Source organism: Mucilaginibacter sp. 22184 (assembly GCF_052045695.1).
GTDB lineage: Bacteria > Bacteroidota > Bacteroidia > Sphingobacteriales > Sphingobacteriaceae > Mucilaginibacter.
The window spans coordinates 106947-129530 of sequence record NZ_JBQEPI010000004.1; the positions used below are offsets into that span (position 1 = coordinate 106947).

Annotated in this window: 13 protein-coding genes; 3 read left to right on the forward strand and 10 right to left on the reverse strand. The window is 43.0% G+C overall.

Translation table 11 applies throughout. From position 1 onward, the window contains the following. Positions 1–596 precede the first annotated feature (596 nt). The 6 genes from ACTJKG_RS10420 to ACTJKG_RS10445 form a co-directional block, all read right to left on the reverse strand. Positions 597–4778, reverse strand: coding sequence for a hybrid sensor histidine kinase/response regulator transcription factor (locus tag ACTJKG_RS10420; protein ID WP_440739154.1), 4182 nt, complete (start codon positions 4776–4778; stop codon positions 597–599). 198 nt (positions 4779–4976) lie between these two features. Next, entirely contained in the window at positions 4977–5735 is a 759-nt protein-coding gene (locus ACTJKG_RS10425; RefSeq protein ID WP_440739155.1) for a DUF6515 family protein, read from the reverse strand. A gap of 203 nt (positions 5736–5938) precedes the next feature. After that, the gene (locus ACTJKG_RS10430; protein ID WP_440739156.1) at positions 5939–7168 is read right to left on the reverse strand and encodes an alkaline phosphatase family protein; all 1230 of its coding nucleotides are present in this window, start codon (positions 7166–7168) and stop codon (positions 5939–5941) included. 62 nt (positions 7169–7230) lie between these two features. Beyond that, positions 7231–8688 (reverse strand): SusD/RagB family nutrient-binding outer membrane lipoprotein, encoded by a 1458-nt coding sequence (locus ACTJKG_RS10435; RefSeq protein WP_172334489.1) that lies wholly within the window; start codon positions 8686–8688, stop codon positions 7231–7233. 11 nt (positions 8689–8699) lie between these two features. After that, positions 8700–11945: a SusC/RagA family TonB-linked outer membrane protein gene (locus ACTJKG_RS10440; protein ID WP_172334490.1), complete on the reverse strand. Its 3246-nt coding sequence runs from the start codon at positions 11943–11945 to the stop codon at positions 8700–8702. A gap of 251 nt (positions 11946–12196) precedes the next feature. After that, positions 12197–12484: a CBU_0592 family membrane protein gene (locus tag ACTJKG_RS10445; protein WP_440739157.1), complete on the reverse strand. Its 288-nt coding sequence runs from the start codon at positions 12482–12484 to the stop codon at positions 12197–12199. Positions 12485–12655: 171 nt separating this feature from the next. Between ACTJKG_RS10445 and ACTJKG_RS10450 the strand changes: the two genes are divergently transcribed. Next, entirely contained in the window at positions 12656–13264 is a 609-nt protein-coding gene (locus ACTJKG_RS10450; protein WP_440739158.1) for a TetR family transcriptional regulator, read from the forward strand. 29 nt (positions 13265–13293) lie between these two features. Here ACTJKG_RS10450 and mnmE read toward each other — a convergent pair whose 3' ends face one another. Then, on the reverse strand, positions 13294–14694 hold the full coding sequence (mnmE, locus tag ACTJKG_RS10455; RefSeq protein ID WP_440739159.1) for a tRNA uridine-5-carboxymethylaminomethyl(34) synthesis GTPase MnmE: 1401 nt from the start codon (positions 14692–14694) through the stop codon (positions 13294–13296). Between the two features lie 592 nt (positions 14695–15286). Between mnmE and ACTJKG_RS10460 the strand changes: the two genes are divergently transcribed. Together ACTJKG_RS10460 and ACTJKG_RS10465 are read left to right on the forward strand one after the other, a co-directional pair. Then, positions 15287–16345 (forward strand): nucleoid-associated protein, encoded by a 1059-nt coding sequence (locus ACTJKG_RS10460; protein ID WP_172334875.1) that lies wholly within the window; start codon positions 15287–15289, stop codon positions 16343–16345. A 550-nt stretch (positions 16346–16895) separates the two neighbouring features. Continuing rightward, entirely contained in the window at positions 16896–17513 is a 618-nt protein-coding gene (locus tag ACTJKG_RS10465; protein ID WP_440739160.1) for a class I SAM-dependent methyltransferase, read from the forward strand. 488 nt (positions 17514–18001) lie between these two features. Here the strand turns inward: ACTJKG_RS10465 and ACTJKG_RS10470 are convergent, their stop codons facing one another. From ACTJKG_RS10470 to ACTJKG_RS10480, 3 genes are all read right to left on the reverse strand, one after another. Then, the gene (locus tag ACTJKG_RS10470) at positions 18002–19999 is read right to left on the reverse strand and encodes a KUP/HAK/KT family potassium transporter (protein ID WP_172334590.1); all 1998 of its coding nucleotides are present in this window, start codon (positions 19997–19999) and stop codon (positions 18002–18004) included. A 450-nt stretch (positions 20000–20449) separates the two neighbouring features. Continuing rightward, positions 20450–21307 (reverse strand): TIGR02757 family protein, encoded by an 858-nt coding sequence (locus ACTJKG_RS10475; RefSeq protein ID WP_440739161.1) that lies wholly within the window; start codon positions 21305–21307, stop codon positions 20450–20452. A gap of 93 nt (positions 21308–21400) precedes the next feature. Next, positions 21401–22564: a cystathionine gamma-synthase gene (locus ACTJKG_RS10480; protein ID WP_440739162.1), complete on the reverse strand. Its 1164-nt coding sequence runs from the start codon at positions 22562–22564 to the stop codon at positions 21401–21403. Positions 22565–22584 lie beyond the last annotated feature (20 nt).

Here is a 22584-nt window from a genome sequence, read left to right on the forward strand (position 1 = left end):
GGACTAAAAAAGTGGGTTTACATGGTTTACACTTTTTAGGATTTACATCTACATAATTAATTGATAATCAATAAATTAAATAAAAAAATCTATCAAAAAGTGGGTTTACATGTAAACCCACTTTTTGGTCTCCTGAAAGGTACATTGAGTTTGCTCCCGATCCAGTTTTATACCTCATGGTCCTCTGCGAGAGATCCTGAGGGGACAGGAAACCCCATCGGGGTTAAATAAAGCTTTGTAGAAAAAGATCTGACCTTAAAGCTAGTGCAATAGGTACTGCACTCAGGTTGCATACCTACGGCATGCTAATGTCTATATTTTTGCTCACTACAAAGCTTTCACTCCTACGGAGTAACCTTAGATCCCCAGGGTCTCCTGGAAGGGACCCTGGGGGGACCGGAAACCTCACCGGGGTTAAAGCTTTGTAGAAAAATCCCGATTCAAATCCAGTGCCGTAGGTACTGCACTCAGGTTGCATACCTACGGCATGCTAATGTCTATATTTTTGTTCACTACAAAGCTTTTACTCCTACGGAGTAACCTTAAACAATGACATTGGGGACGGCTTAAATAGTGGCTTTGAGCAAACTCATTTGTCAATTATCCTTAACCATATCGCGGTTAACGTTATAGTTATTATGGAAAGGCTTGCGATATTTTTTTACGTATTCGGAAGGGTTGATACCGAAAAGCTTATTGAATTGTTCCCTGAAATATTTAAGGTCGTTTATACCAACCATTGAGGCGGTTTCATATACCGTGCTATCCGTAGTTAACAGGATCTCGGCCGCCCTCCTTAACCTGATAAAACGGATAAACCCGTTGGCCGATTGGCCCGAAATGGATTTGATCCGTTTATACAAATTGGAATGACTCATACCGATCTCCGAAGCCAGGGTCTTTATACTAAACTCAGGATCGGTTAAATGCTGCTCTACAATTTTGAGGCATTTTTCCAGGAACTCTTTGTACTCAGGCGAGATCTTTAAATCGTTTGATTTGTTGAGCGTGATCTCGTTATAAAAATACTTTTGCAGGTTGTTCCTGCTTTTCAGGATGCCGTTGACACGGGCTACCAGTATCTCTTTTTCAAAAGGTTTGCTGATGTAATCATCGGCCCCGCCTTCAATGCCTTTGAGTTTAATTTCGGGTGATGAACTGGCCGTTAGCAATATCACCGGGATATGATTTAACAGCGGATCTTCCTTGATACGACTGCATAGTTCAATGCCGCTTAATCCCTGCATCATCACATCACTGATCACAATATCGGGCACCAGTTGGCAAACCAATTCAAGTCCCGTGGTGCCATTATCCGCTTCAAATAGTTCAAACTCCCCGGCAAATATCTGTTTAAGGTAAACGCGGATCTGCTCATTGTCATCTATCAGCAGCATCGTTTTGGTATCTGAACTTAAAGCTTCAGAATTTTTGGTGGTGGCTACTATTTCGTCCCTGCCCAATTCACCCTTGTTTTCTATCAGCTCATCTAAAAACACGGAAGTTTCGGCTACATCCTCAAAAACAAATTGTTCGCCAAAATGATCCCTTCCTTTTAATAATGAAACATGGAACAAAGTACCTTGCCCCGGCTGGCTCGTATAGTTGATATTACCTTTATGGCTTTCAATAAATACCTTAACCAGATAAAGCCCTATGCCAAAGCCACCAGCCAGCGGTGCCGCGTTTTGCAACTGGTAAAACTTGTTGAATAGCTGATCGCCCACATCGCCGGCTATCCCGCAACCGCTATCTTTTATCCGGATACTGATCTGGGCATCATTATCGGTTATCGTGCAGCTTACCAGGCCATGTTCCGGGGTAAATTTTAAAGCGTTTGATATCAGGTTAAATAAGGCTATCTCCAATTTTTCCCTATCGGCAAATATCTCGATAGTTTCTTTTTCGCTCGAAAAATCAAATTGTATATGTTTGGTACGGGCCTGGTGGTTAAAACAAAGGAACACCTCACGGCAAAGCGCCACTATGTTCAATCTTACTATTTTAAGCTTATCCGTATCACTTTCGGCTTTTCTAAAAAGCAATAACTGATCAACCAGGCTCAGCAAGCGGCGCGCGTTACGGTAAACGATGTGCAAATTACCGGGGTCACTGCCCTCCCCTCCTTTGCCAAACAACATATCCTTAACCGGGTTAATAATCAGCGTTAACGGAGTACGAAACTCATGCGAAATATTGGTAAAAAAAGAAAGCTTGCGTTCATTAAGCTCCTTATCCTTTTCGGCGGATAGCTGGGCAACCTTTATTTCGTATTTAAGTTTGGTTTGCCTGGCTTTGTACAGCAGGTAGTAATAAATGATCAATCCTGCAATGGCGATATAGATCAAATAAGCCCACCATGTTTTATACCAAGGCGGCATGATCCTGATTTGGATGACAGCGCAATTTTTAAACCATATCCCATCCTGGTTAGCGGCTTTTACCTTAAAGGTATAGTCACCAGGTTCCAGGTACCGGTAAGTCGCCAGGCGTTGGTTGCCTACATAATTCCATGATTTATCGAGCCCTTCCAGTTTATAGGCAAAATTACCTTTTTGCGGATAGGTATAATTTAGCGAGGCATATTGAATAGAAAACACCGACTGATCTGGCTGTAAGGTAATCTGCCGGATTTCGCTGATGGCCTCGGGTAATACTGTACGATTTCCATCCAAAGCGCCAACTTCAACCTGTTTACCAAAAATTTGCAACCCGGTGATCATCACTTTGGGCTGATAATTACTTTGTGTTACTTTTTCAGGGTCAAAAAAGTTGAGGCCTTCTGTACCCCCAAAATACAGCAACCCGTTACTGGAATCGCGCAAAACCGATCCGGCATTAAATTGTCCTGCCTGCAAACCATCGGACTGGTCGTAGTTTACTATTTTGTTGGTGAGGATATTAATGTTCGAAATCCCTTTATTGGTGCTTAACCATAAGGAGTTATTGTCAGATGCTTTGATGGCCGATACGGTGTTGTTCGCCAGACCATTGGTTTCGTTAAATTTCTTAAAAATGGCTTTTTTAAGATCGTAGCAGATCAGGCCATCGCCCTCGGTTCCTAACCATAAATGGTGTTGATTATCAGCATAAATTGAAAAAATTACCTGGCTGGGTAAATTATTCTTTTCATCGGCTGTTTTAAAGTACCGGCTAAACCTGTTTTGTTTAAGGTCATAAAAATCCAGCCCTCCGCCGTAAGTACCTATCCATAAATTCCCGTTTTCATCTTCGGCAATGGAGCGTACGTCATATGAGGTAAGCCCGCTATTGGCCGGGGTATAATTGGTGAACGTTTTTGACGTGGCATCAAACAAACCTAAACCACCGCCATTTGTCCCAACCCATAAATTTTTGTGGCTATCCTGAAAGATCACCCTCACATCATTACCACCTAAACTTTTTTTATTATTCGGATCGTGCGCGTAATTGATGAAGGAATCTGTATTTTTTTGATACAGAAAAAGTCCCTTTGCATAGGTACCCAACCAGGTGTTCCCGTTTTTATCGCTGTAGCCATATAAAATAGCATTATCGGTAATGCTCCCGGGTTTACCGTCGGCTTTATATTGTTTGATCAGGTTGCCGTTTGAATTGGTTTTAAATATGCCTTCGCCATCGGTACCGAACCATAAAAATCCATCCTTATCCTGGCACATCCCATAAAATCTTATCAAACTTTCGCCGCTGGGTTCAATGCGTTTCCGGGTAATTTTGGAGAATTTATCCTTGATATTGCTCACCATATAAATACCATCACCGTAAGTACCCACCCAGGTATTTTTGTCTTTATCTATATAAAGCGCCTGCACAGAACGATGTGTAAGATAATAGCCATCATCGCCGGTTACCGGTTGCAGTAAAAAGCTTGCCGTATTATAATTGGGGTTGCTACCGAGGTTAATTTTATACAAGCCACCGTCCTGTAAGCCAACAAGCAATTGCTTATCGCTATCCTCAATAACCGAAATGTACCGCTTACTTTTTATACCGGGCTGATTGGTTTGCAGTAAAGTAAATTGATTTGATTGCCTGTTATAGTATAAAAGCCCGTTCCCGGTAGCTATCCAGATGTTGTGGAAATGGTCTTCAAAAATGTCATTGATGCGTGCGGTAGGGAGATTTTTTGTTGAGGGGATAGAGATACTTGTGTTGGTGATTATGCCATTTTTGTGGCTAAATATGTTGATACCACTTTCCTGTGTACCTACCCATAGCAGGCCCTTTGAATCTTCAAACAAACTGATAACCCGGTTACTTGATAGCCTGGGTAAATTGGTTTGCGTATAGTTAACAAACTTGACCGATTTAATATTAAAGTAGGAAAAACCTAAACCATAGGAGGTTACCCATAAATTACCACCGCGACTTTGTATAATATTACCAATATCGTTTTTAACTGTGCGGTTTGAAGTTAATCTGTAATGGCTAAATTTCTCGGTACGGGTATCCAGTTTACTGAGCCCATTGCGCGACGATACCCAAATGTTTCCATGCACATCGCAAAAAACCTTCTGAACATAGTTACTGGCCAAACTTGCAGAGTCACCCTGCCGCGATTTAAAAACTTTAAATGTAGCTCCGTCAAAACGGTTAAGCCCATCGTTTGTGGCAAACCACATAAAGCCCTTATCGTCCTGGGTAATGCTGTTTACAATACCAAAAGAAAGACCACTTTTTAAAGAATAGTTGAGGATCTTATTTTTTATGGGCGATTGGGCATAGCCCAGGGAAACGGCTAAAAAAAGAAAAAAACAAAGGGGGTATTTTTTTTCCATGAAAATAATTTCAGGTTAGCAAACATTATAATTGGGGATTAAAGCTAATTATTAATTGTTTAAAATACAATAATTATCAAAACATCTGTAATTTAAATACAAATGAGTGAAACCATATCATGTTTGTGATTGCCTGTAAAAAGATAATGGGAATAAGCAGAAGCACCTATTCCCATTATCTTTTTAGTTTCCTGTTATTTAAAGTTCGCCGCTTTTTTGAACCGGTGCGGCATCCTGCGATTCGTTGTCAACTTTCTCTGGGATGCTGATCACCCGATAGCTGGTTTGGTTATCATGTACTACCTCCTCCAGGTAAATATCATCGGGTGTTACCCAATATTTTTTACCTTTTAAATTCACTTTATGAGCGCCTGCCGGCAGCTGATCGGTGATATCGCCAACTGAAGGCATTTGCGTATTGGTTGAGTCGGCTGTAGTTGTTGTATTCTGATCGGTATTCAACACGCCATCTTTCCCGGCTACAACATAGGTGGTTTTACCGTCATCCTTAGTTATTTGCTGATAGTATACGCCATTGTATTCATAATACTGTATACCATTTATGGCAATAGATTGGGCACCTTCTGGTAACGACGGCACTTCGGCGCCTACAGGAGGAGCGGCAACCTCATAACCGCCATTGGCACCTGGCTGGTAAAATGTACCGCCATAGTAATAATATTGATTGGGTCCCCAGAAAAATGGATAGTAACCAAATGGCAGGACATTCACAAAAAGCCCGACATTGGCATATACATGCGGACGATAATACCCCCGGAAACCTGCATGAACGACTGGGCTCCGGTAACCGAAACCACCACCAAAATGGGCACGGCCAAACCCGCCTCTAAAACCACCAAAATGCCCACCCCGTTGAGCCTGGGCGGTAGTTGCCACACCAAATACCAATAAACCTGCCAGTGACAGATTTATAAAGGACCTATTTAACGCTTTCATGACACTATTAATTAAAAATTGTATGAACCTAAAATTGCTTTCCCTCTCCTTAAAAAGCTATTATTTAGATGTGCAAACACCTTTTAAGTTTAAAGCCGAAATGTTAAAATTTGTTAATTTTTTAGAACAAAGCCAGTATTACAACCCACAAAAAAAGCACCTTTTACCAGGTGCTTTTTTTAATTAAATATTAGCAAGAAATTTTACTTTTTTGGAGTGATTACCACCCATTTATTGGTGGTATTATCTGGGGCTTCCAGTACTACTTTATAAAAATCAGAAGGCAGATCTTTTACATTCAGCAGCGCGTGCCGTTGTGCTATGGGATATTCGCCCATGAGCTTGTAATTATCCAAACCACCGGTTTTGAAGTTGTTGGTAGGCGTAACATAAACCTTAACATTTCCTTTGGTATCCAATGCTTTCCAGGATACATCGATGCTGTTTTGAAAGTAATTTAATTTAACATCACTTACGGAAACGGCTCCGATCAAAGGCGTACCGTCAACTTCCCTGCCTGCATCTCCGGTTAGTTTCACATTCATGAACCTCGCTAAAGTAGGCATAATATCTACAATGCCCGGATCGGCAACATTGGCGTACTGATTTAGATTAGGGTAATTAGTCACCAACCAAGTATTGCGCTGACGATCTGACTGCCCGCCGTGGCCCCTGCCGTTGGCTTCGCTTCTGCCATGATCGGTGGTGATGATCAGCAGCCAGTCTTCGTTAAATTTTTTCTTGCGATAATTGATAGCCTCATAAACTTTTCCAACCTGCGCATCCATCATCTTTACCGCATCATAAAATTCCGGACTGTCGCCATGCGCATGGCCCATATCATCGGTGTATTCCAGGTAGATCCAGGACAGATCAGGCGCCACAGTTTTTATGCTGTTGCTGGCCTGAGCCACCACTTCCTCGTCAATGCGGTGCATATAGTCGCCTTTGTGCTTAAAATGAACCGTATCTAACTCAAAACCATCAGCTTTATAATCCATCTTAAGATTGCCGGTTTGTTTTAAGCCTTCGCCTATCAATTTGGTGCGGTTGTCTGTCCAGCTGGAATATACCCCAATTTTTTTCGCGGGATACTGCTCTTTAAAAAGCCTAAAAATAGTTTGATAATTATAATTCGGATCCTTGATATCGTTATCAGGTACGTTGTGCTTGTTAAGCCAGGTTCCGGTTAACAGACTATTGTAACCCACTGCCGAAATGGTAGGCGTTTCGTTATAAGTCCCTTTGTCACCACCCACATGTATCCGGAGGTATTTGCCATCTTTGATCACATTTTTGAGGTTCGGCAGATCCAGTTTTTCAATAACATCAGCCGGTATGCCATCTGCAATAATATATACCGCCTTTTTAACCTTTTGGGCATGTGCCGAAAGGGTTAGTGCCGAACACAGTATCAGCAATGTTTTTTTCATATTAACGATCATTTGCAATAGTTTTTAATTTTCTAAGATAATATAATCAGGTTACCTGGATATTATGGTTGTATGATCCAGGTTGTTGCATTGATGTCATCCCCACCTGGGAACTGCCGTTTAATGGCATCGTTTACGTTTTGCTGATTTAATTGCAACTCTGTTTGCGGATACAGGAAACGCTTAGGTACCCGTTTGTTGTTCAATACACCATCGCCAGAAACATCAAACGTTGGGAAACTGGTACGGCGGTTTTCAAAAAATGGCTGCCAGCCGCTGTTCATAAATGAAGCGATATACTTTTGAGTGATGATCTTTTGAATATCATCCGTCCCACTCAATTGCACCGCAGCCTGGGCAAGGTAACTGTTAATACCTGCCTGATCGATGCCATAAAAGGTCATGGAGGCCTGGATACCTTTCTGATAGTAATCGTTTGCGCTTCCGCTTATCCAACCCCGGGCAGCAGCTTCTGCTAAAATAAATTGCAGCTCTCCGTAACCCATGGCTATACTTGGCTCGTTGGTTGGATTGCTGTAAAAACGGGGATTGATCCTGGATATCTCACCGCTTACCTGTCTTTTCGCATTCACATCTACCGGGTCGCTGCCTTTGATGCCGCCGTAAGCTGTAAAGTCGTTATCTGCCGCGGAGGAATGATTTGGGGCCTTTTGAGCAAAGCTAAACAAGCGTGGATCTTTCAGTTGTTTAAGCATATCAACAAAAGTTTCTTCCATATAGTAAGCAGTCTGGATACTATTGTCATTATAATAAGGATAACGGTCATTGTCCAGGTCATAAAACTTTAACTGCGCGTTATCGGCATTACTACCAAAAATTGGGTATTGCGCGGGATTGTTTACAATATCGGCAAAGCGTTGTTTAAAGTTATAAGCGGAGTTATTTGCCTTAATAGAAAGACTCATCAGTACCCTCAGCGATAAAGTATTGATAGCTTTTTTCCACTGCTGCATATTGCCGCCATAAATGATATCACCCTGAACAGATGGAGTGCCCGAGGTGATAAGCCCATTGGCCGCTTTCAGATCATCAAGGATAGCCAGGTAAATACTTTCCTGCTTATCATATACAGGAGTGGTTTGATTTTGCTCTCCCTGTAAAGCCTGGCTGTAAGGAATGTCACCAAAATTTTGGGTCAGCTGCAGGAAATACCAGGCCCTGAAAAATTTGCTGATGGGTAAATACTCGGGCTTGTTGATCGTAGTTGCCGATTGCTCCATTTTTATGACCTGGCGAAGGTTGTTGTAATTAGAAAAATCGCCGCGGGTCCAGCCATAGTATTGATAATTGGAGGCCGATTCGGTAACCGCCATCTGCCTTATAGCTAAGGCAACGCTAAGACTGGTTGACTGAAACGCGCTTTGTTCAACGGTGTTTAAAAGTAAATCAGGTGTAGCGGTTGTTGATTTATTGGGGTCTGTTTGAAACTCGCTAAACTTTTTACATCCTGGGGCACCTAAGGCCACGAAGGCCAGCAGTGCGAAAAATATCTTTTTCATCAATTTTCTGGTTAAAATTTAATGTTAGCATTAAAACCTATGGTGCGGGTTGACGGGGTTTGCAGGTTATCAACACCAGTGTCCGGATCTACGTTCGGAATTTTGGCAAACAGGAACAGGTTTCGGCCAACGGCAGATAGATTAAGTCCTTTGATAAATGATTTCTGAAGCCATTTGCCGGGTACCTGCCAGGTTAAACTGATCTCGCGGATCTTTAAAAATGTTTGCGAATAATAGTTGTAGTTGGTATTGGCCGAATTGCTGGTGTTGGTCATGTAATCGATATAGTTGACCGCCTTGGTATTTGGCGCAAATTTGCGGGTGTCGCTGGTAATGTTACCATTTGAATCATAGGTAACCGATCCGGAAGTTACTACCACACCTTGCCCTACATAAGTAGCCTTGCCTGCATTGGCTTCATCACGATAGTGGTTGAGTGTACCCATATTGGTACCGCCCCACCACATTTTCTGGTTAGTGGTTGAATACATTAAGCCGCCAACGCGTCCGTCAACCAATACTTTAAAGCTGAACTGCTTGTAAGTAAAGCTGTTCTCTATACCGTAGGTAAAATCCGGATCACCGTAACCTACGGATCTCGGGAAAGTGTCATCTAACGGGAAACCGTTGCTGCCATAAATAACATTGCCGCTTGGGTCTTTTTGATACACGCTGGTATAAATCTTATCTACACGGTCACCAACTTTCAGGTTATTCAAGGTTGGCGCGTTATTGTATATACCGGTTAAATAACGATGATAGGTGCTGAAGTTAGCAGCGATGTCCCAACGAAAGCCAGGAATTTTTACCGGCGTGGCCGTTAAAACGAGCTCTAAACCTTTGCGTTTGTACGTGTTTCCGTTAACCAGTTGTGAGCTAAAACCGCTGGTGTTGGAAATGGGGATAGAGAAAATATTGTTAAAATCGCTGGTTTGGTAATAGGTGGCTTCCAATCCTATGCGGTTGTTAAAGAACTTGGTATCGATACCAACTTCCCAGCTGTTAGAAGTTTGGGGGTGCAGATTCGCGTTCAATATAGATGAACCATAGGAAAGAGAAGGAATATTATTCCAGGTATAGCCTTTTGAATAGGTTGGCAAATAGCTGTAAGTATAAGCGTTGTCATTCAACGTCGCACTTGAAACCTGCGACCATGACCCACGCGCTTTTAACAGACTGAACCAATCAGGCAGTTTGGTTAATTGCGAAATCACTACTGATGATCCGAATGAAGGATAAAAGAAGCTGTTGTTTTGAGTAGGTAAGGTCGAAATAATATCATTACGGCCGGTTGCGGTTAAGTAAATAGCATTTAGATATTCCAGATCCAAAACACCGTAAACGCTGCTGGTGCGCCGCTCTTCCAGGGCATTTGTGGCAGTAACCGGATTGGTTGAGTTACTTAAATTATAAAAACCGGGTATAGTTAAACCATCCGTTGCCGAACTACCATATTTATCATTACGATAATAATTAGAACCACCTACCTGCGCATGTAATTTGAATTTTTCTGAAAAGGTATGGTTAAAGTCGGCTATCAGATCTGATGTGATATCAAAGAAATTATCGTTCGAAACCGTAAAGTTACCCCTTGATTTATTACCATAACCAATATAGCTTTTAGGTTCGTCGTACGTCCTGTTCAGTCCGTAGGAGTTCATCCCGTTTCTGAACTGTATACTAAAGTCAGGGCTGATCTTATAATTCAGGTTCAATGATCCAAAAGTGCTGTTCTTATCATAACCCCTTAAGTATTCATAAGCCTGGAAATAAGGGTTATTGTAATAAGAGTTATTATAGTTGCGCTGTTGCAAGCCTACCTGTCCCGGAGCCCAATAATTGCGCAGATCCTTAACACTAACATCGGCACCGGTCCACAAGATCAGGTTGTATAAATAGTTTGTAGGGCCGTAACCAACCTCGGGGAAGTTTTTGGTATACTGCTTATTAAAGGTTATACGGGCGTCTGCGGTAAGATTATCAGACAAGTTATAGTTGCCCGACAGATTGAAGGATGTATTATTCAAATCCGTATTAGGCACAATACCAACCTGGTAAACATTTGATACCGAGGCACGGAAAGCCCCTTTGTCTGAACTTTTGGTGATACTGATATTATTTGATGAAATAACGCCAGTTCTGAAAAAGTCCTGGACATTATCTTTACCCCTAGATACCCATGGTGTAGGGATTCTTTTACCCGTTTGCGGATCGATAGGGCTATCATATTGCGGTAATTCAACAAACCCACTTTTGGTTGATGGATCTTTCTGATCCAGTTTGGGCCCCCAGATCCAGCCGCCGCCTTCAGGGCCACCGCCAGAACCATCTACGTAGCTGTATTGACCTTTAAAACCATCACCATATTCGGTTTGCACCTTTGGTATTCTGATAAAGCTAGGTTGCAGCTCTGTAGATGAATTGATCTCCACACTCAGGTCTTTACCTTTACCCCGCTTGGTTGTGATCATGATGGCGCCGTTTTGACCGATAGAACCATACAGAGCAGACGCGTTGGCCCCCTTCAATACAGTCATATTTTCGATATCATCGGCATTAACTTTCCAGATATCTGCCGATTGATCCGGAATACCATCAATTACGATCAATGGCTGACGGCCACGAAGAGTAATGGTAGGGCTCTGGAACAGATCTGTAGAGCTTTGAACGGTTAAACCTGCAACGCGGCCTGTTAAATTGGAGAAAACGTTAGGCTCACGTGCTTTCACCAAATCTTCGCCTTTTACCTCCTGAACAGCATAGCCAAGTTTTGCTTTCTCCTTTTTAACACCGAGTGCCGTAACAACTACTTCTGATAAACCTTTGGCATCATCTTCAAGCGTTATCTGATATTTCTTGCTATCTGTTACGGTTACTTCCTGGGTTTTGAAGCCCATAAATTTTAAAATCAGGATATCGCCAGGTTTTGCCTTAAGTGAAAAATCGCCCTCCTGGTTGGTTGTAGTACCGGTGTTGGTTCCTTTTACCAGGATAGACACACCCGGAAGAGGCAGATTTTTTTGATCGGTAACATGCCCCCTTATAATTTCAGCAGGCACTGATATCGAGGGGCTTAAATTAAATACCTGTTGATTCCCAACAGCATCTTTGCGCAGTGGATTACCGCGTCTGGGTAATGATGCAGGGGCATTATTCGCGCTGGCCGTAGTAGCACAAATGGCTACTGTGGCTACGCCAATAGCAAATGTTTTGTAAATCCATGATATTTCAAAACGTGGGTCAATTTTTTTTTGCATAAATTGGCAATTCGTTAATTAAATGTTCTACTGTTTAATGGCGATTCTTTTAACCGGCATCTCGCACATGCCGGTTAATATTTTACCCCGATTACCTGGAATGGGGTAAAGTATTTGCTCTGTTGCTTTCTTTTCTTTTTATAACTGTGTTTAACTTTTTACTCTTTGTTTGGCAGCCATGTGTTCTCAATACCTTCAGATGAGGTTTGTTACACTTTTATTTTCGCAGACCTACAATCAACAACATATACTTACTGATTATCAGCCGCATGACGTCTACCTCGTTTTCTCCATTTATCGTTATACATCCCATAAAGTGCGATAAGGGCCCAGGCAATGTTGATGAAAGCAGCAGGATAAGAATGATCAACGTATGTATTTATGCCCAGCAGGATGCCGCCTAACAGATTAGAGATATGAAAAGCGTAGGATGAAAGCCTCCATTTTTTGATGACAAGCAAATAATAGGATACCAGGAACAGTAACGTCCCCAGCCATCCCATGCCCTGGTAGATCATATTGATATCACCGAAGCACATTGTCTAACAGATTCTTTTGTAAAATTTATTCATACGCCTTTTTTAGAAAACGATCAAAATAACTCATCGTATGTTAAGCTTTCGTAAATATAAAATTAAATAAACTGAACATTCAGTAAATTTATTTTTACAATTATATTTTTGTGCTTTTATGGTAAGTTTGACGAACATATGGGCAGAAAAAGTTTAAAAGAAGATCAGCAAAAGAGAATAATCGAAGCCTTTTATCAAATCGCGAAAAACGAAGGGATTGAAAACACTTCATTTGGTAAAGTGGCAAAAGAGTTGGATATGCATCCGAGCCTGGTAGTACATTATTTCTCCACCAAAGAGGAGATGCTAATTGGCCTGATTGACTTTATTATCAGCAGTTACGAAAAAATATATATCCCTGAGAATGAAAGCATTGATCCGTTAAACCGGCTGATTGAAGTTTTAAATAACATTTTCTCAAGAAAATGGGATAGTTATATTGACGACAGTATTTTTTACAATTGTTTCGCGCTGATATTCAGAAACCCCCTGATCAAGTTTAAATTTAAAGAAATGCATCTCCTGCTAAGAGAATGGCTTAAAAATCTAATTCAGGAGTGCATGGACAAGAAACTGATAGACTGCGCAGAAGCAGAACTTGCTTCGGATTTAATTTTTGTGATCTCCGATGGGGCCTATTATTTTTTAAGCATGATTAATGATCAGGCTGATTACGAAAAACATGCAAAAAGATATAAAATTGAAGCGTTTAAAATATTAGGCCTGAATTCTCAACTTATTTTATGATTTACTTAACGTTTAGATCATAAATAAGCTTACTTGCCGATACAAAACTTACTGAATATATTATCCAGCAGATCATCCGTAGTAACGGCGCCGGTTATTTCACCGAGATAATGAAGGGCCTGCTTGATGTCCATCGACAGGAAATCTGAGGTGATGCTGCCGTCGATGCCACCTAATACCCGAATCAGCGCATCTTCTGTTTTTTGCAAAGCCTCTAAATGGCGGATGTTGGTTACCAGGGTTTCATCACCACTGAGCTGATCTTTGATTGCTGTGCCGTAGATGTTATTTTTCAGGTCATCTATATGCAGTTTTTCTTTGGCCGAGATAAAGATGGTCTGCAGATCTGGAAGACCGGAAGTCAGGAAAAATTCCTGGATGCTTTCCGACTTTTCCTTTCCTTCTAACTGTATCAAATCCATTTTATTGGCAACCAACAGCATGGCTATACCAGGGCTTTGCAAGCTTTCCAGGTCATTTTTTAGTTCTTCAAGCGTAATCTGATCCGCATCAAAAACATAAATGAGCAGGGCGCTTTGGCTTATTTTTTCCATGGTACGCTGTACCCCTATCTGCTCAATAGCATCGGTAGCCTCGCGGATACCGGCTGTATCTATCAGCCTGAAATTGATACCTTGTATGTTCAATACTTCTTCAATAGTATCGCGGGTGGTACCTGGTATGTGGCTCACAATGGCCCTTTCCTCGTTCAGCAGGGCATTGAGCAGGGTTGATTTCCCCGCGTTCGGCCTGCCGGCTATTACCGTGTTAACACCCTGTTTTATGGCATTTCCCAACTCGAACGACTGGATCAGCCTGCCTATAATGCGGGTAATATCCACAATCAGCTGTTTGAGCTGATCGCGGTTGGCAAACTCTACGTCCTCCTCGGCAAAGTCAAGTTCCAGCTCGATGAGCGAGGCAAAATTTACCAGCTGCTCGCGCAGGCCTTGCAGTTGATTGCTAAATCCGCCGCGCAATTGCTGTAGCGCTACCTGCTGTGAGGCTTTGGAATTGGAAGCGATCAGATCGGCTACAGCTTCGGCCTGCGAAAGATCGAGCTGACCATTCAGGAACGCCCTTAGGGTAAATTCGCCGGGTTTGGCACTCCGTGCACCTCTTTTGATGAACAGCTTGATAATACTCTCCACAATATATCCCGAGGCATGACAGCTGATCTCCACCACATTTTCGCGGGTATAGGATCTGGGTGCCACAAACAGCGATACCAGCACCTCATCCAGCATCAGGTCGCCATCCATGATATGACCAAAATGGATAGTGTGCGAGGCCTGTTTGGTCAGGTCCTTGCCTTTCCATACGCTGTTGGCTATGTTGATAGCATCCAGGCCCGAAAGGCGGATCACCGCGATTGCCCCTATCCCGTTTGGCGTAGCCAGCGCTACTATAGTATCTTGTAAATTGTCCATGGCGAATAGTCGATGGTCCATGGAAATTATCAGCAGCCACAGACCAGGGCACAAATTTAACACAAATAAATCGCACCCGATCGACGGGCCTGCTATCGGCCTCAAGCTTTTACCTTTTAATGGCTAAAAAACTTTTTAAACCTTAATTTTTAACACTTTTTGCTCAAAAACGGGTTAAAAACTGCCATTTTTTTTTCAAAAACATCGATTTTAACATTTTTTAACAAATTTCAGCATGATTTTTAACGCGCTTTTAAAACTTTAAAAAGTATTAAATATTTGATTGTCAAATAACTAAATCAAAACAGAGCATTTTTTGATCTGTTTTTCTCCTTAACAAAACAGCCCGGCTCTCTTATTTGGAGAGCCGGGCTGTTCGCTTGTTATAAAGATACGAAATTACCGTGAGAGTGGCAAATGAAATGTTCATGGTTCATAGATGATAGTTCATAGTAAAAATACTCCATAGGTTAGTAATCACAGTCGATGGCTGATAGACCATGGTTCAGCGTAATTATTTTTTACCATGAACTATGAACCATCATCTATGAACTATCAACTACGCCGTAAAACCCCTACCTTCGCAGCCATTATGGTAACTTTTTTTGAAGCTTCGCTCGATACTATTTCGGTGCATCATGTTGGCAACCAGTCGCAGGAAGAGATGTACGCCCTCTCTGATCAGCCCCTGGAACTTAAGGATGATATTATCCCCAACCTGCTAATGCAGTATTTTTTAAAACCATTTGAAAAAGCCAACGAAGTATACCACCTCATGCACAGCAGCGGTAACCTTTCATTGAACGAGATCCACCACTTTGCCTCACAGGCTTTTGAGGACCGGGAAAAGTTTCATGAAGCATCCGAGCAGATAGCCAAACACCTGTACAAAACCACCACCCATCCCAACATTAAAGGTGGCGAGCTGTACGTGGTTTACTTTAACGATGTACAAATTGAGGGCAACCCGCTTGATGCCATCGGTATTTTTAAATCGGAAAATAAGGAAACCTACCTTAAAGTTTACCCCGATAAAGGTGGCTTCCAGGTTGATTATGAGCAGGATGCCATCAACATCAACAAGCTGGATAAAGGAGTGCTCATCTTCAATATCGAAAAGGAAAATGGCTATAAAGTAGTGGTGGTTGATAAAACCAATGGCGGACAGGACGCTGCCGTATTCTGGAAAGACAACTTCCTGCAGCTCCGCATCCGTAACGATAGCTTTAACCAAACCAACAATACCCTGGGCATCTACAAAAACTTTGTAACCGAAAAACTCGACGAGCAGTTTGAAATGAGCAAGGCCGATAAGATCGATTTGCTGAACCGATCCATGAAGTATTTTAAGGAGAAGGATGAGTTTAATATGGACGAATTCTCGAACGAAGTAATCGGTAACCCCGAAGCCATCGAATCGTTCAAAAGCTTCAAGAACCAGTACGAGCAGGAGTTTGACAGCCCCATTGCCGATAACTTTGTGATATCAGACAATGCCGTAAAAAAGCAGGCCCGCGTTTATAAAAGCGTGCTCAAACTGGATAAAAACTTCCACATTTATATTCATGGCGATAAGGAATTGATTGAAAAAGGTTTCGATGATGGCCGCGCCATGAACTATTATAAAGTTTATTTTAAGGAAGAAGCGTAAGATTTCAATTATTGATTTAGTGAGTTAGTGATTCCTTTACTTGCGCTCGTTTGCAACGAGTGCAAGATTGAATTAGCCGGAATTGAGGTTTTTAAGTAAGATAGATCAGTTTCTATACCATCCGGTAAGGAATTTTCCAAACCCCATCGGGGTTAAAGCTTTGTAGAAAAATTTCAATTGCAATTCAGTGCCGTAGGTACTGTACTCAGGTTGCATACCTACGGCATGCTCGATATCTATTTTTTGTTTTCTACAAAACTTTTACTCCTACGGAGTAGCCTTTAGAATCGAATAATCCAGATCTTTTATATCGAAGTCATGCCAAACTTGTTGCGGCATCCCATGAGCAAGGTTTACAGCATGGTGGTTAACTCACCATATGGGATCCTGATACAAGTTCAGGATGACAGATACCTCATCCCGGAAGTCATGCCGAACTTGTTTCGGCGTCCCATCAACAAGGTGTACAGCCTGTTCTCTCAGGATGACATTGCGTTAACAAGGCAAATAGTTATTTGCTGTAAATTGCGCGTCAATAATTTAAAAGATCATGGCAAACGAAAAACCGGAGTTTTGGGAAGCGGCCTTTGGCGAAAAACAAGAGATGTGGGGTTTTGAACCTGCAAAATCGGCTGTATTGACCAAGGATCTTTTTGTAAGCGAATCGGTAAAAAACATACTGATCCCAGGCATCGGTTATGGCCGCAATGCACAGGTTTTCAGAGAAAACGGCATCACGGTAACCGGGATCGAGATCTCCCAAACAGCTATTGACATGGCCCGGAAGCATTACGGAACGGATATGGTGATCTACCATGGTTCTGTAACCGACATGCCCTTTGATGATCACCGGTACGACGGTATATTTTGCTACGCCCTTATACATTTGCTTGACAGCGGCGAACGCGAAAAATTGATCAGCGATTGCTATAGTCAACTGTCGGCAGGTGGCTATATGGTATTTAGCGCAATCTCCAAAGAAGCCAACACCTACGGCCAGGGCAAATTCATCAGCCAGGATCGTTACGAGATATTTGCCGACATGAAAATGTTCTTTTACGACCGGGAAAGTATCCAGGCCGAGTTTGGCCAGGCCGGATTATTCGAGATCACGGAGATCAGCGAGAGCCAGCCATTCTTTTTAATCAAGTGTAAAAAGGGGGAATAAGTTAAGGTGATTGTGCCTATGCTTTTCAGTTCCCTCCCCACGGGAGGGGCGCGACGGATTTGCGTGATGGCAGGGAGGGGTTTATGTACCAGGTGAGTTTAGTTTCATAAAGTATCGGGCGATGAAACCTCTTCCCCCCTTCCCGAGGGAAGAAATCGCACTATTTCTCCGGCTTTTGATCTTTGGTAAATGAAAGACTTACGAAGTTTTTGAAACTGCGTAAGTCTTTTTATATCCGCTCAGGTCATGCCGAACTCGTTTCGGCATCCCATAAGCAAGATGTACAGTATCTTGGTTAGCCTGTCCTGTGAGATCCTGAAACAAGTTCAGGATGACATTTTTTAATTCCACCAAGGGAGGGAAATAATATCACAAAAGGGGTCACCCTGAGCTCCGTCGAAGGGTTGAGCGCAGAGGCCTCCCCACATGCTTCGACGGGGCTCAGCATGACAGCCTTACTTACACGTCATCACAAACACACATAAGCATCAGCTCACTTCCAACACACCGTTACTGTAACTAACCGACTCTACCCTTTTCAGGTGCACATTACTCACCGGTTTTACTACCAGCGGTATTTTTTCTATCCGGGTTTCGCTCGTATCCAAACCAAAAGCTTTGGCTTCTGACTGGGCCAGTTTTTTGATGGCGAAATAACTATTGAGGATAAATGCCTCCGAAGTGCTGAACAAGTTATTGTACGACAGGAATTTCTCCATGATCACAAACCTGAAATCGGCAGCTATTTTGTATTTGTTCAATGATTCGTACTGACTGGTAATGTCAATTTCCTTACGTTGCACCATGTCCTCCACTACATTTCTGAACAACACGTTCACTCTTGGCTGTATCCGGAAACCTAAGCGGAATTCGATGCGGATTACTTTACCGGGCTCTATCTGGTCAACGCTGTATTCCATGGTATAGGGTTCGTCGGTGCGTTCAATGTGCACAAACCAATAGGTATCAGCACGTTTGGGCCGGCGGCTCATGATGGAGTAAATGATCTTTTCTTCTATCTGCTTACCATTGTTGGCTTTGGTAAGATAGATGAGGTGCGTAGCGTATTTGTTTACCGTAGTATCGGCGCTCAGCGCATTGAGCAAGGGCAGTTTTTCTTTAATGTCGATAAAATTCAGGAAGCGGTTATTGATCTTACGGGCCTTAAACCAAACATACATGGTAAATATCAAACCAATTTCAAAACCTACGAAGAACAACCGGTGTATAATTTTCACGGCGTTGGCCACAAAAAACGAGAATTCCACCGTTAAAAACACGCACAATATCATGGTGACTATCCATACCGGCCAATGTTTTACGTAGCGCATAAAGTAGTACATCAGTATAGTGGTACTGAGCATGGCAATAGTGATGCTGAAACCATAGGCGGCCGTCATGGCGGCAGATGTTTTAAAGTACAGCGATACCAGGATACAGCCCACGCACAGGATCCAGTTGATGCTGGGGATATAAATTTGTCCGCGTATGTTGGATGGGTATTTGATGGTGATGCGCGGCCAGAAGTTCATACTTACCGCTTCACTGATCAAGGTGAATGAACCGCTGATCAAAGCCTGACTGGCAATAATGGTAGCCATAGTAGCCAGCGCCACGCCGGGAATCAGGAACTGGTGTGGTACGATCTCGAAGAAAGGATTAACACCGGTAAAATCTTTACCGGGCGCTTGCGCTAAGACCCAGGCACCCTGACCCAAATAATTTAAAACCAGGGTTGTTTTTACAAAAATCCAGCTTACCTGTATGTTTTTACGACCGCAATGGCCCAGGTCTGAATAGAGCGCTTCGGCACCGGTGGTACACAAAAATACCGCGCCCAGCAGCCAGAAACCTTTGGGATGATCCATAAGCAGGCGCGCACCGTAATATGGGTTTAAAGCTTTAAATATAGATGGATGGTGTATTACCTGCATGGTGCCCAAAACGCCCAGCATCACAAACCAAAGCAGCATAATAGGCCCAAATGCCGAGCCTACCACCTTGGTACCAAACTGCTGAAAAAAGAAGAGCAGGATAATAATACTGATCACGATGATCAAAATAAGGTTATTACCCGGCACAATAACGTTTGAGAAAGCAGGCACCAGGTTAAGCCCTTCAATAGCCGATGTTACGGATATGGGCGGAGTGATGATACCATCGGCCAGCAAGGTACCCGCGCCTACAATAGCAGGGATGGCCAGCCATTTGCCATAGCGCCTTACTAACGCATACAGAGAAAATATACCGCCCTCGCCTTTGTTATCGGCCTGCAGGGTGATTACGATATACTTAAAAGTGGTTTGAAGGGTAAGTGTCCAGAAGATACAGGATATAGAGCCCAATACCAATGCCATATTCACCTTGCCGCCCTCTACCAGTAAGGTTTGGAAAACATACAACGGCGAAGTACCTATATCGCCAAAAATAATACCCAGGGTAACTATCAGACCCGCGAAAGAGAGTTGCTTAACGTGCGAATTCATTCAATGAGATAAAAAAAGAGGGGTTGGATATGATACCTGCGAACGCTGCCGGGGAGATGGTTGCCAATTTTTTATTCTTAGGATCGGCAGCTAAAGAAAATAACAGCATCATACATTAATTTGATTGATAATTCACCTTAGCCAAAATGCGTGCCGGGAGGTGTTTTATTTTGATAAAGATTTATATAACAGATACATAGTCAAAAACGCACAATTTTAACCTCCATTTAAAACCTATCATTTTGATAGGTTTTATCATTTTGAGAGGGTAATTAGGAAGGTGTTTTTTGTAGAATCTTAGCAATTTTCCTCTCTCTACGTCATTGCGAGCGTAGCGTGGCAATCCCCAATTAGCAAAGCCGCCCTGCATAGTTAGGGATTGCCACGCTACGCTCGCAATGACGCGCGGAAGTTAATTGGAGGATATGCAAAATATGACGCAAAAACAGTCTAAAACTGCACACCCCAGCGTTCTTCGATCCCTAATCCAAACAGGGCGAAATCATATTTTACGGGATCTGTAGGGTCAAATTCACGCAGGCGGGCGGTGAGTTCGAGGGCGGTTTGCCAGTCGGTTTGTTTGCGGGTGATGAGCAGGAGCTTGCGGGCTACACGGTCTACATGCAAATCAAGCGGACAAATGAGATCGGCCGGTTTAATACGGTTCCAGATACCAAAATCAACACCGCTATTGTCCTGGCGCACCATCCAGCGTAAAAACATATTTAAACGCTTGCAGGTTGATTTTTGCGAAGGCGACGACACATGTTTTTTGGTACGGTGCGGGTAATCGGGCAGGGAAAAGAAATAGGAACGAAAGTGGTTAAGGGCTGTTTCAGCATCAATATCTCCATTTCTGTCATCCTGAGCGATAGCGAAGGATCTATCAGCAGACAGATTCTTCGTTTCACTCAGAATAACAAACTCTTTTATAGCTGGTGGCAAAAACGCATCCTCCAATGATTCAAACCTTTCGTAATGATACCTGAAAAAGGCGATGAAATACAGGGTATCGATATCGTTAAAGGTACGATGCTTAAAGCTGAGCAGCTTTTTGAGGTCGACTTCCTCATGGTTGGTGATAAAATCATAAGGGGCACCATCCATGAGGGCGATGAGCTCCTTACATTTTTTGATGATGGTAACACGCTGCCCCCAGGATAAAGTAGCGGCCCAAAAACTCATGATCTCGATGTCCTGCTTGCGACTGAACATATGCGGGATGGATATCGGGTCGTTCTCAATAAAACCGGGCTGGTTATATTGGGCTACTTTGGCGTCGAGGAAGGCTTTTGTATTTTCGATCATAATTTAGTATCAAGTAGCGAGTATCAAGTATCAAGTACAGAACCTTTGATTGTATATTCAAAAATCTTGATACTTGATACTAACTACTTGCTACTAAGAAAGCGCTTGTTTCAAATCGTCCAGCAGATCTTCGATATCCTCAACCCCTACGCTCAGGCGTAGCAGGTTGTCAACTACACCGGCTTTTTCACGTTCGGCTTTGGGGATGGAGCCGTGGGTCATGCTTACGGGGTGATTGATCAGCGATTCTACACCACCTAATGACTCGGCCAGTGAAAATACTTTGAATGACGATGCGATCCGGAAGGTTTCCTTAAGATCAGCTCCCTTAAGTACGATAGAAATCATACCGCCAAAATCCTTCATCTGCTTTTTGGCGATACTGTGATTGGGATGATCTGTAAAGCCTGGCCAGTATATTTTTTCGACCTTGGGATGCGTTTTCAGGAATTCGGCTATCTGACGGCCGTTCTCGCAATGGGCCTTCATGCGCAGGTGCAGGGTTTTGATGCCCCTCAGCACCAGGAAGCTATCCATTGGGCCCGGGGTAGCACCACAGGCGTTGTAAATGAACCATAGTTTTTTGTACAGTTCCTCGTCGTTCAGCATCAGGGCGCCCATCACCACATCGGAGTGACCGCCGATGTATTTGGTTACGGAATGCATCACCACATCGGCACCCAGGTCGATTGGATTTTGCAGGTATGGCGAAGCAAAGGTATTATCCACTACAAAAAGCAGACTTTTCTCTTTGGCTATCTTACCTATCGCCTCAATATCCACAATTTGCATGGTGGGATTGGTAGGCGTTTCTATCCAGATGAGTTTGGTTTTATCGTTGGTATATTCGCGGATGATCTCAGGGTTCGACAGGTCCAAGAAATGGAACTTAATACCGTAATTAGCAAATATCTTGGTGAAGATCCGGTACGAACCGCCGTACAAGTCGTTCCCGGTGATCACTTCATCACCCGGGGCCAATAGTTTCATCACCGCATCGGTAGCACCCATGCCGCTTGAAAAAGCGAGTCCGAATTTGGCGTTTTCCAATGCCGCCAAACAATCCTCCAGTGCCTTACGGGTTGGGTTGGTACCGCGCGAGTACTCATAGCCCTTATTATCACCCGGCGATTTTTGCCAATAGGTTGATGTCTGGTATATCGGCGTCATGATAGCGCCGGTAGTTGGATCGGGCTCCTGCCCTGCGTGTATAGCTTTTGTTGCGAATTTCATAGTAAGTGCGTTAGCACGGTCCATAGTCGATAGTCAATGGACCA

Coding starts and splice junctions, on each gene's coding strand:
- ACTJKG_RS10420 (WP_440739154.1), bottom strand. CDS start 4,778: ATGGAAAAAAAATACCCCCTTTGTTTTTTTCTTTTTTTAGCCGTTTCC.
- ACTJKG_RS10425 (WP_440739155.1), bottom strand. CDS start 5,735: ATGAAAGCGTTAAATAGGTCCTTTATAAATCTGTCACTGGCAGGTTTA.
- ACTJKG_RS10430 (WP_440739156.1), bottom strand. CDS start 7,168: ATGAAAAAAACATTGCTGATACTGTGTTCGGCACTAACCCTTTCGGCA.
- ACTJKG_RS10435 (WP_172334489.1), bottom strand. CDS start 8,688: ATGAAAAAGATATTTTTCGCACTGCTGGCCTTCGTGGCCTTAGGTGCC.
- ACTJKG_RS10440 (WP_172334490.1), bottom strand. CDS start 11,945: ATGCAAAAAAAAATTGACCCACGTTTTGAAATATCATGGATTTACAAA.
- ACTJKG_RS10445 (WP_440739157.1), bottom strand. CDS start 12,484: ATGTGCTTCGGTGATATCAATATGATCTACCAGGGCATGGGATGGCTG.
- ACTJKG_RS10450 (WP_440739158.1), top strand. CDS start 12,656: ATGGGCAGAAAAAGTTTAAAAGAAGATCAGCAAAAGAGAATAATCGAA.
- mnmE (WP_440739159.1), bottom strand. CDS start 14,694: ATGGACAATTTACAAGATACTATAGTAGCGCTGGCTACGCCAAACGGG.
- ACTJKG_RS10460 (WP_172334875.1), top strand. CDS start 15,287: ATGGTAACTTTTTTTGAAGCTTCGCTCGATACTATTTCGGTGCATCAT.
- ACTJKG_RS10465 (WP_440739160.1), top strand. CDS start 16,896: ATGGCAAACGAAAAACCGGAGTTTTGGGAAGCGGCCTTTGGCGAAAAA.
- ACTJKG_RS10470 (WP_172334590.1), bottom strand. CDS start 19,999: ATGAATTCGCACGTTAAGCAACTCTCTTTCGCGGGTCTGATAGTTACC.
- ACTJKG_RS10475 (WP_440739161.1), bottom strand. CDS start 21,307: ATGATCGAAAATACAAAAGCCTTCCTCGACGCCAAAGTAGCCCAATAT.
- ACTJKG_RS10480 (WP_440739162.1), bottom strand. CDS start 22,564: ATGGACCGTGCTAACGCACTTACTATGAAATTCGCAACAAAAGCTATA.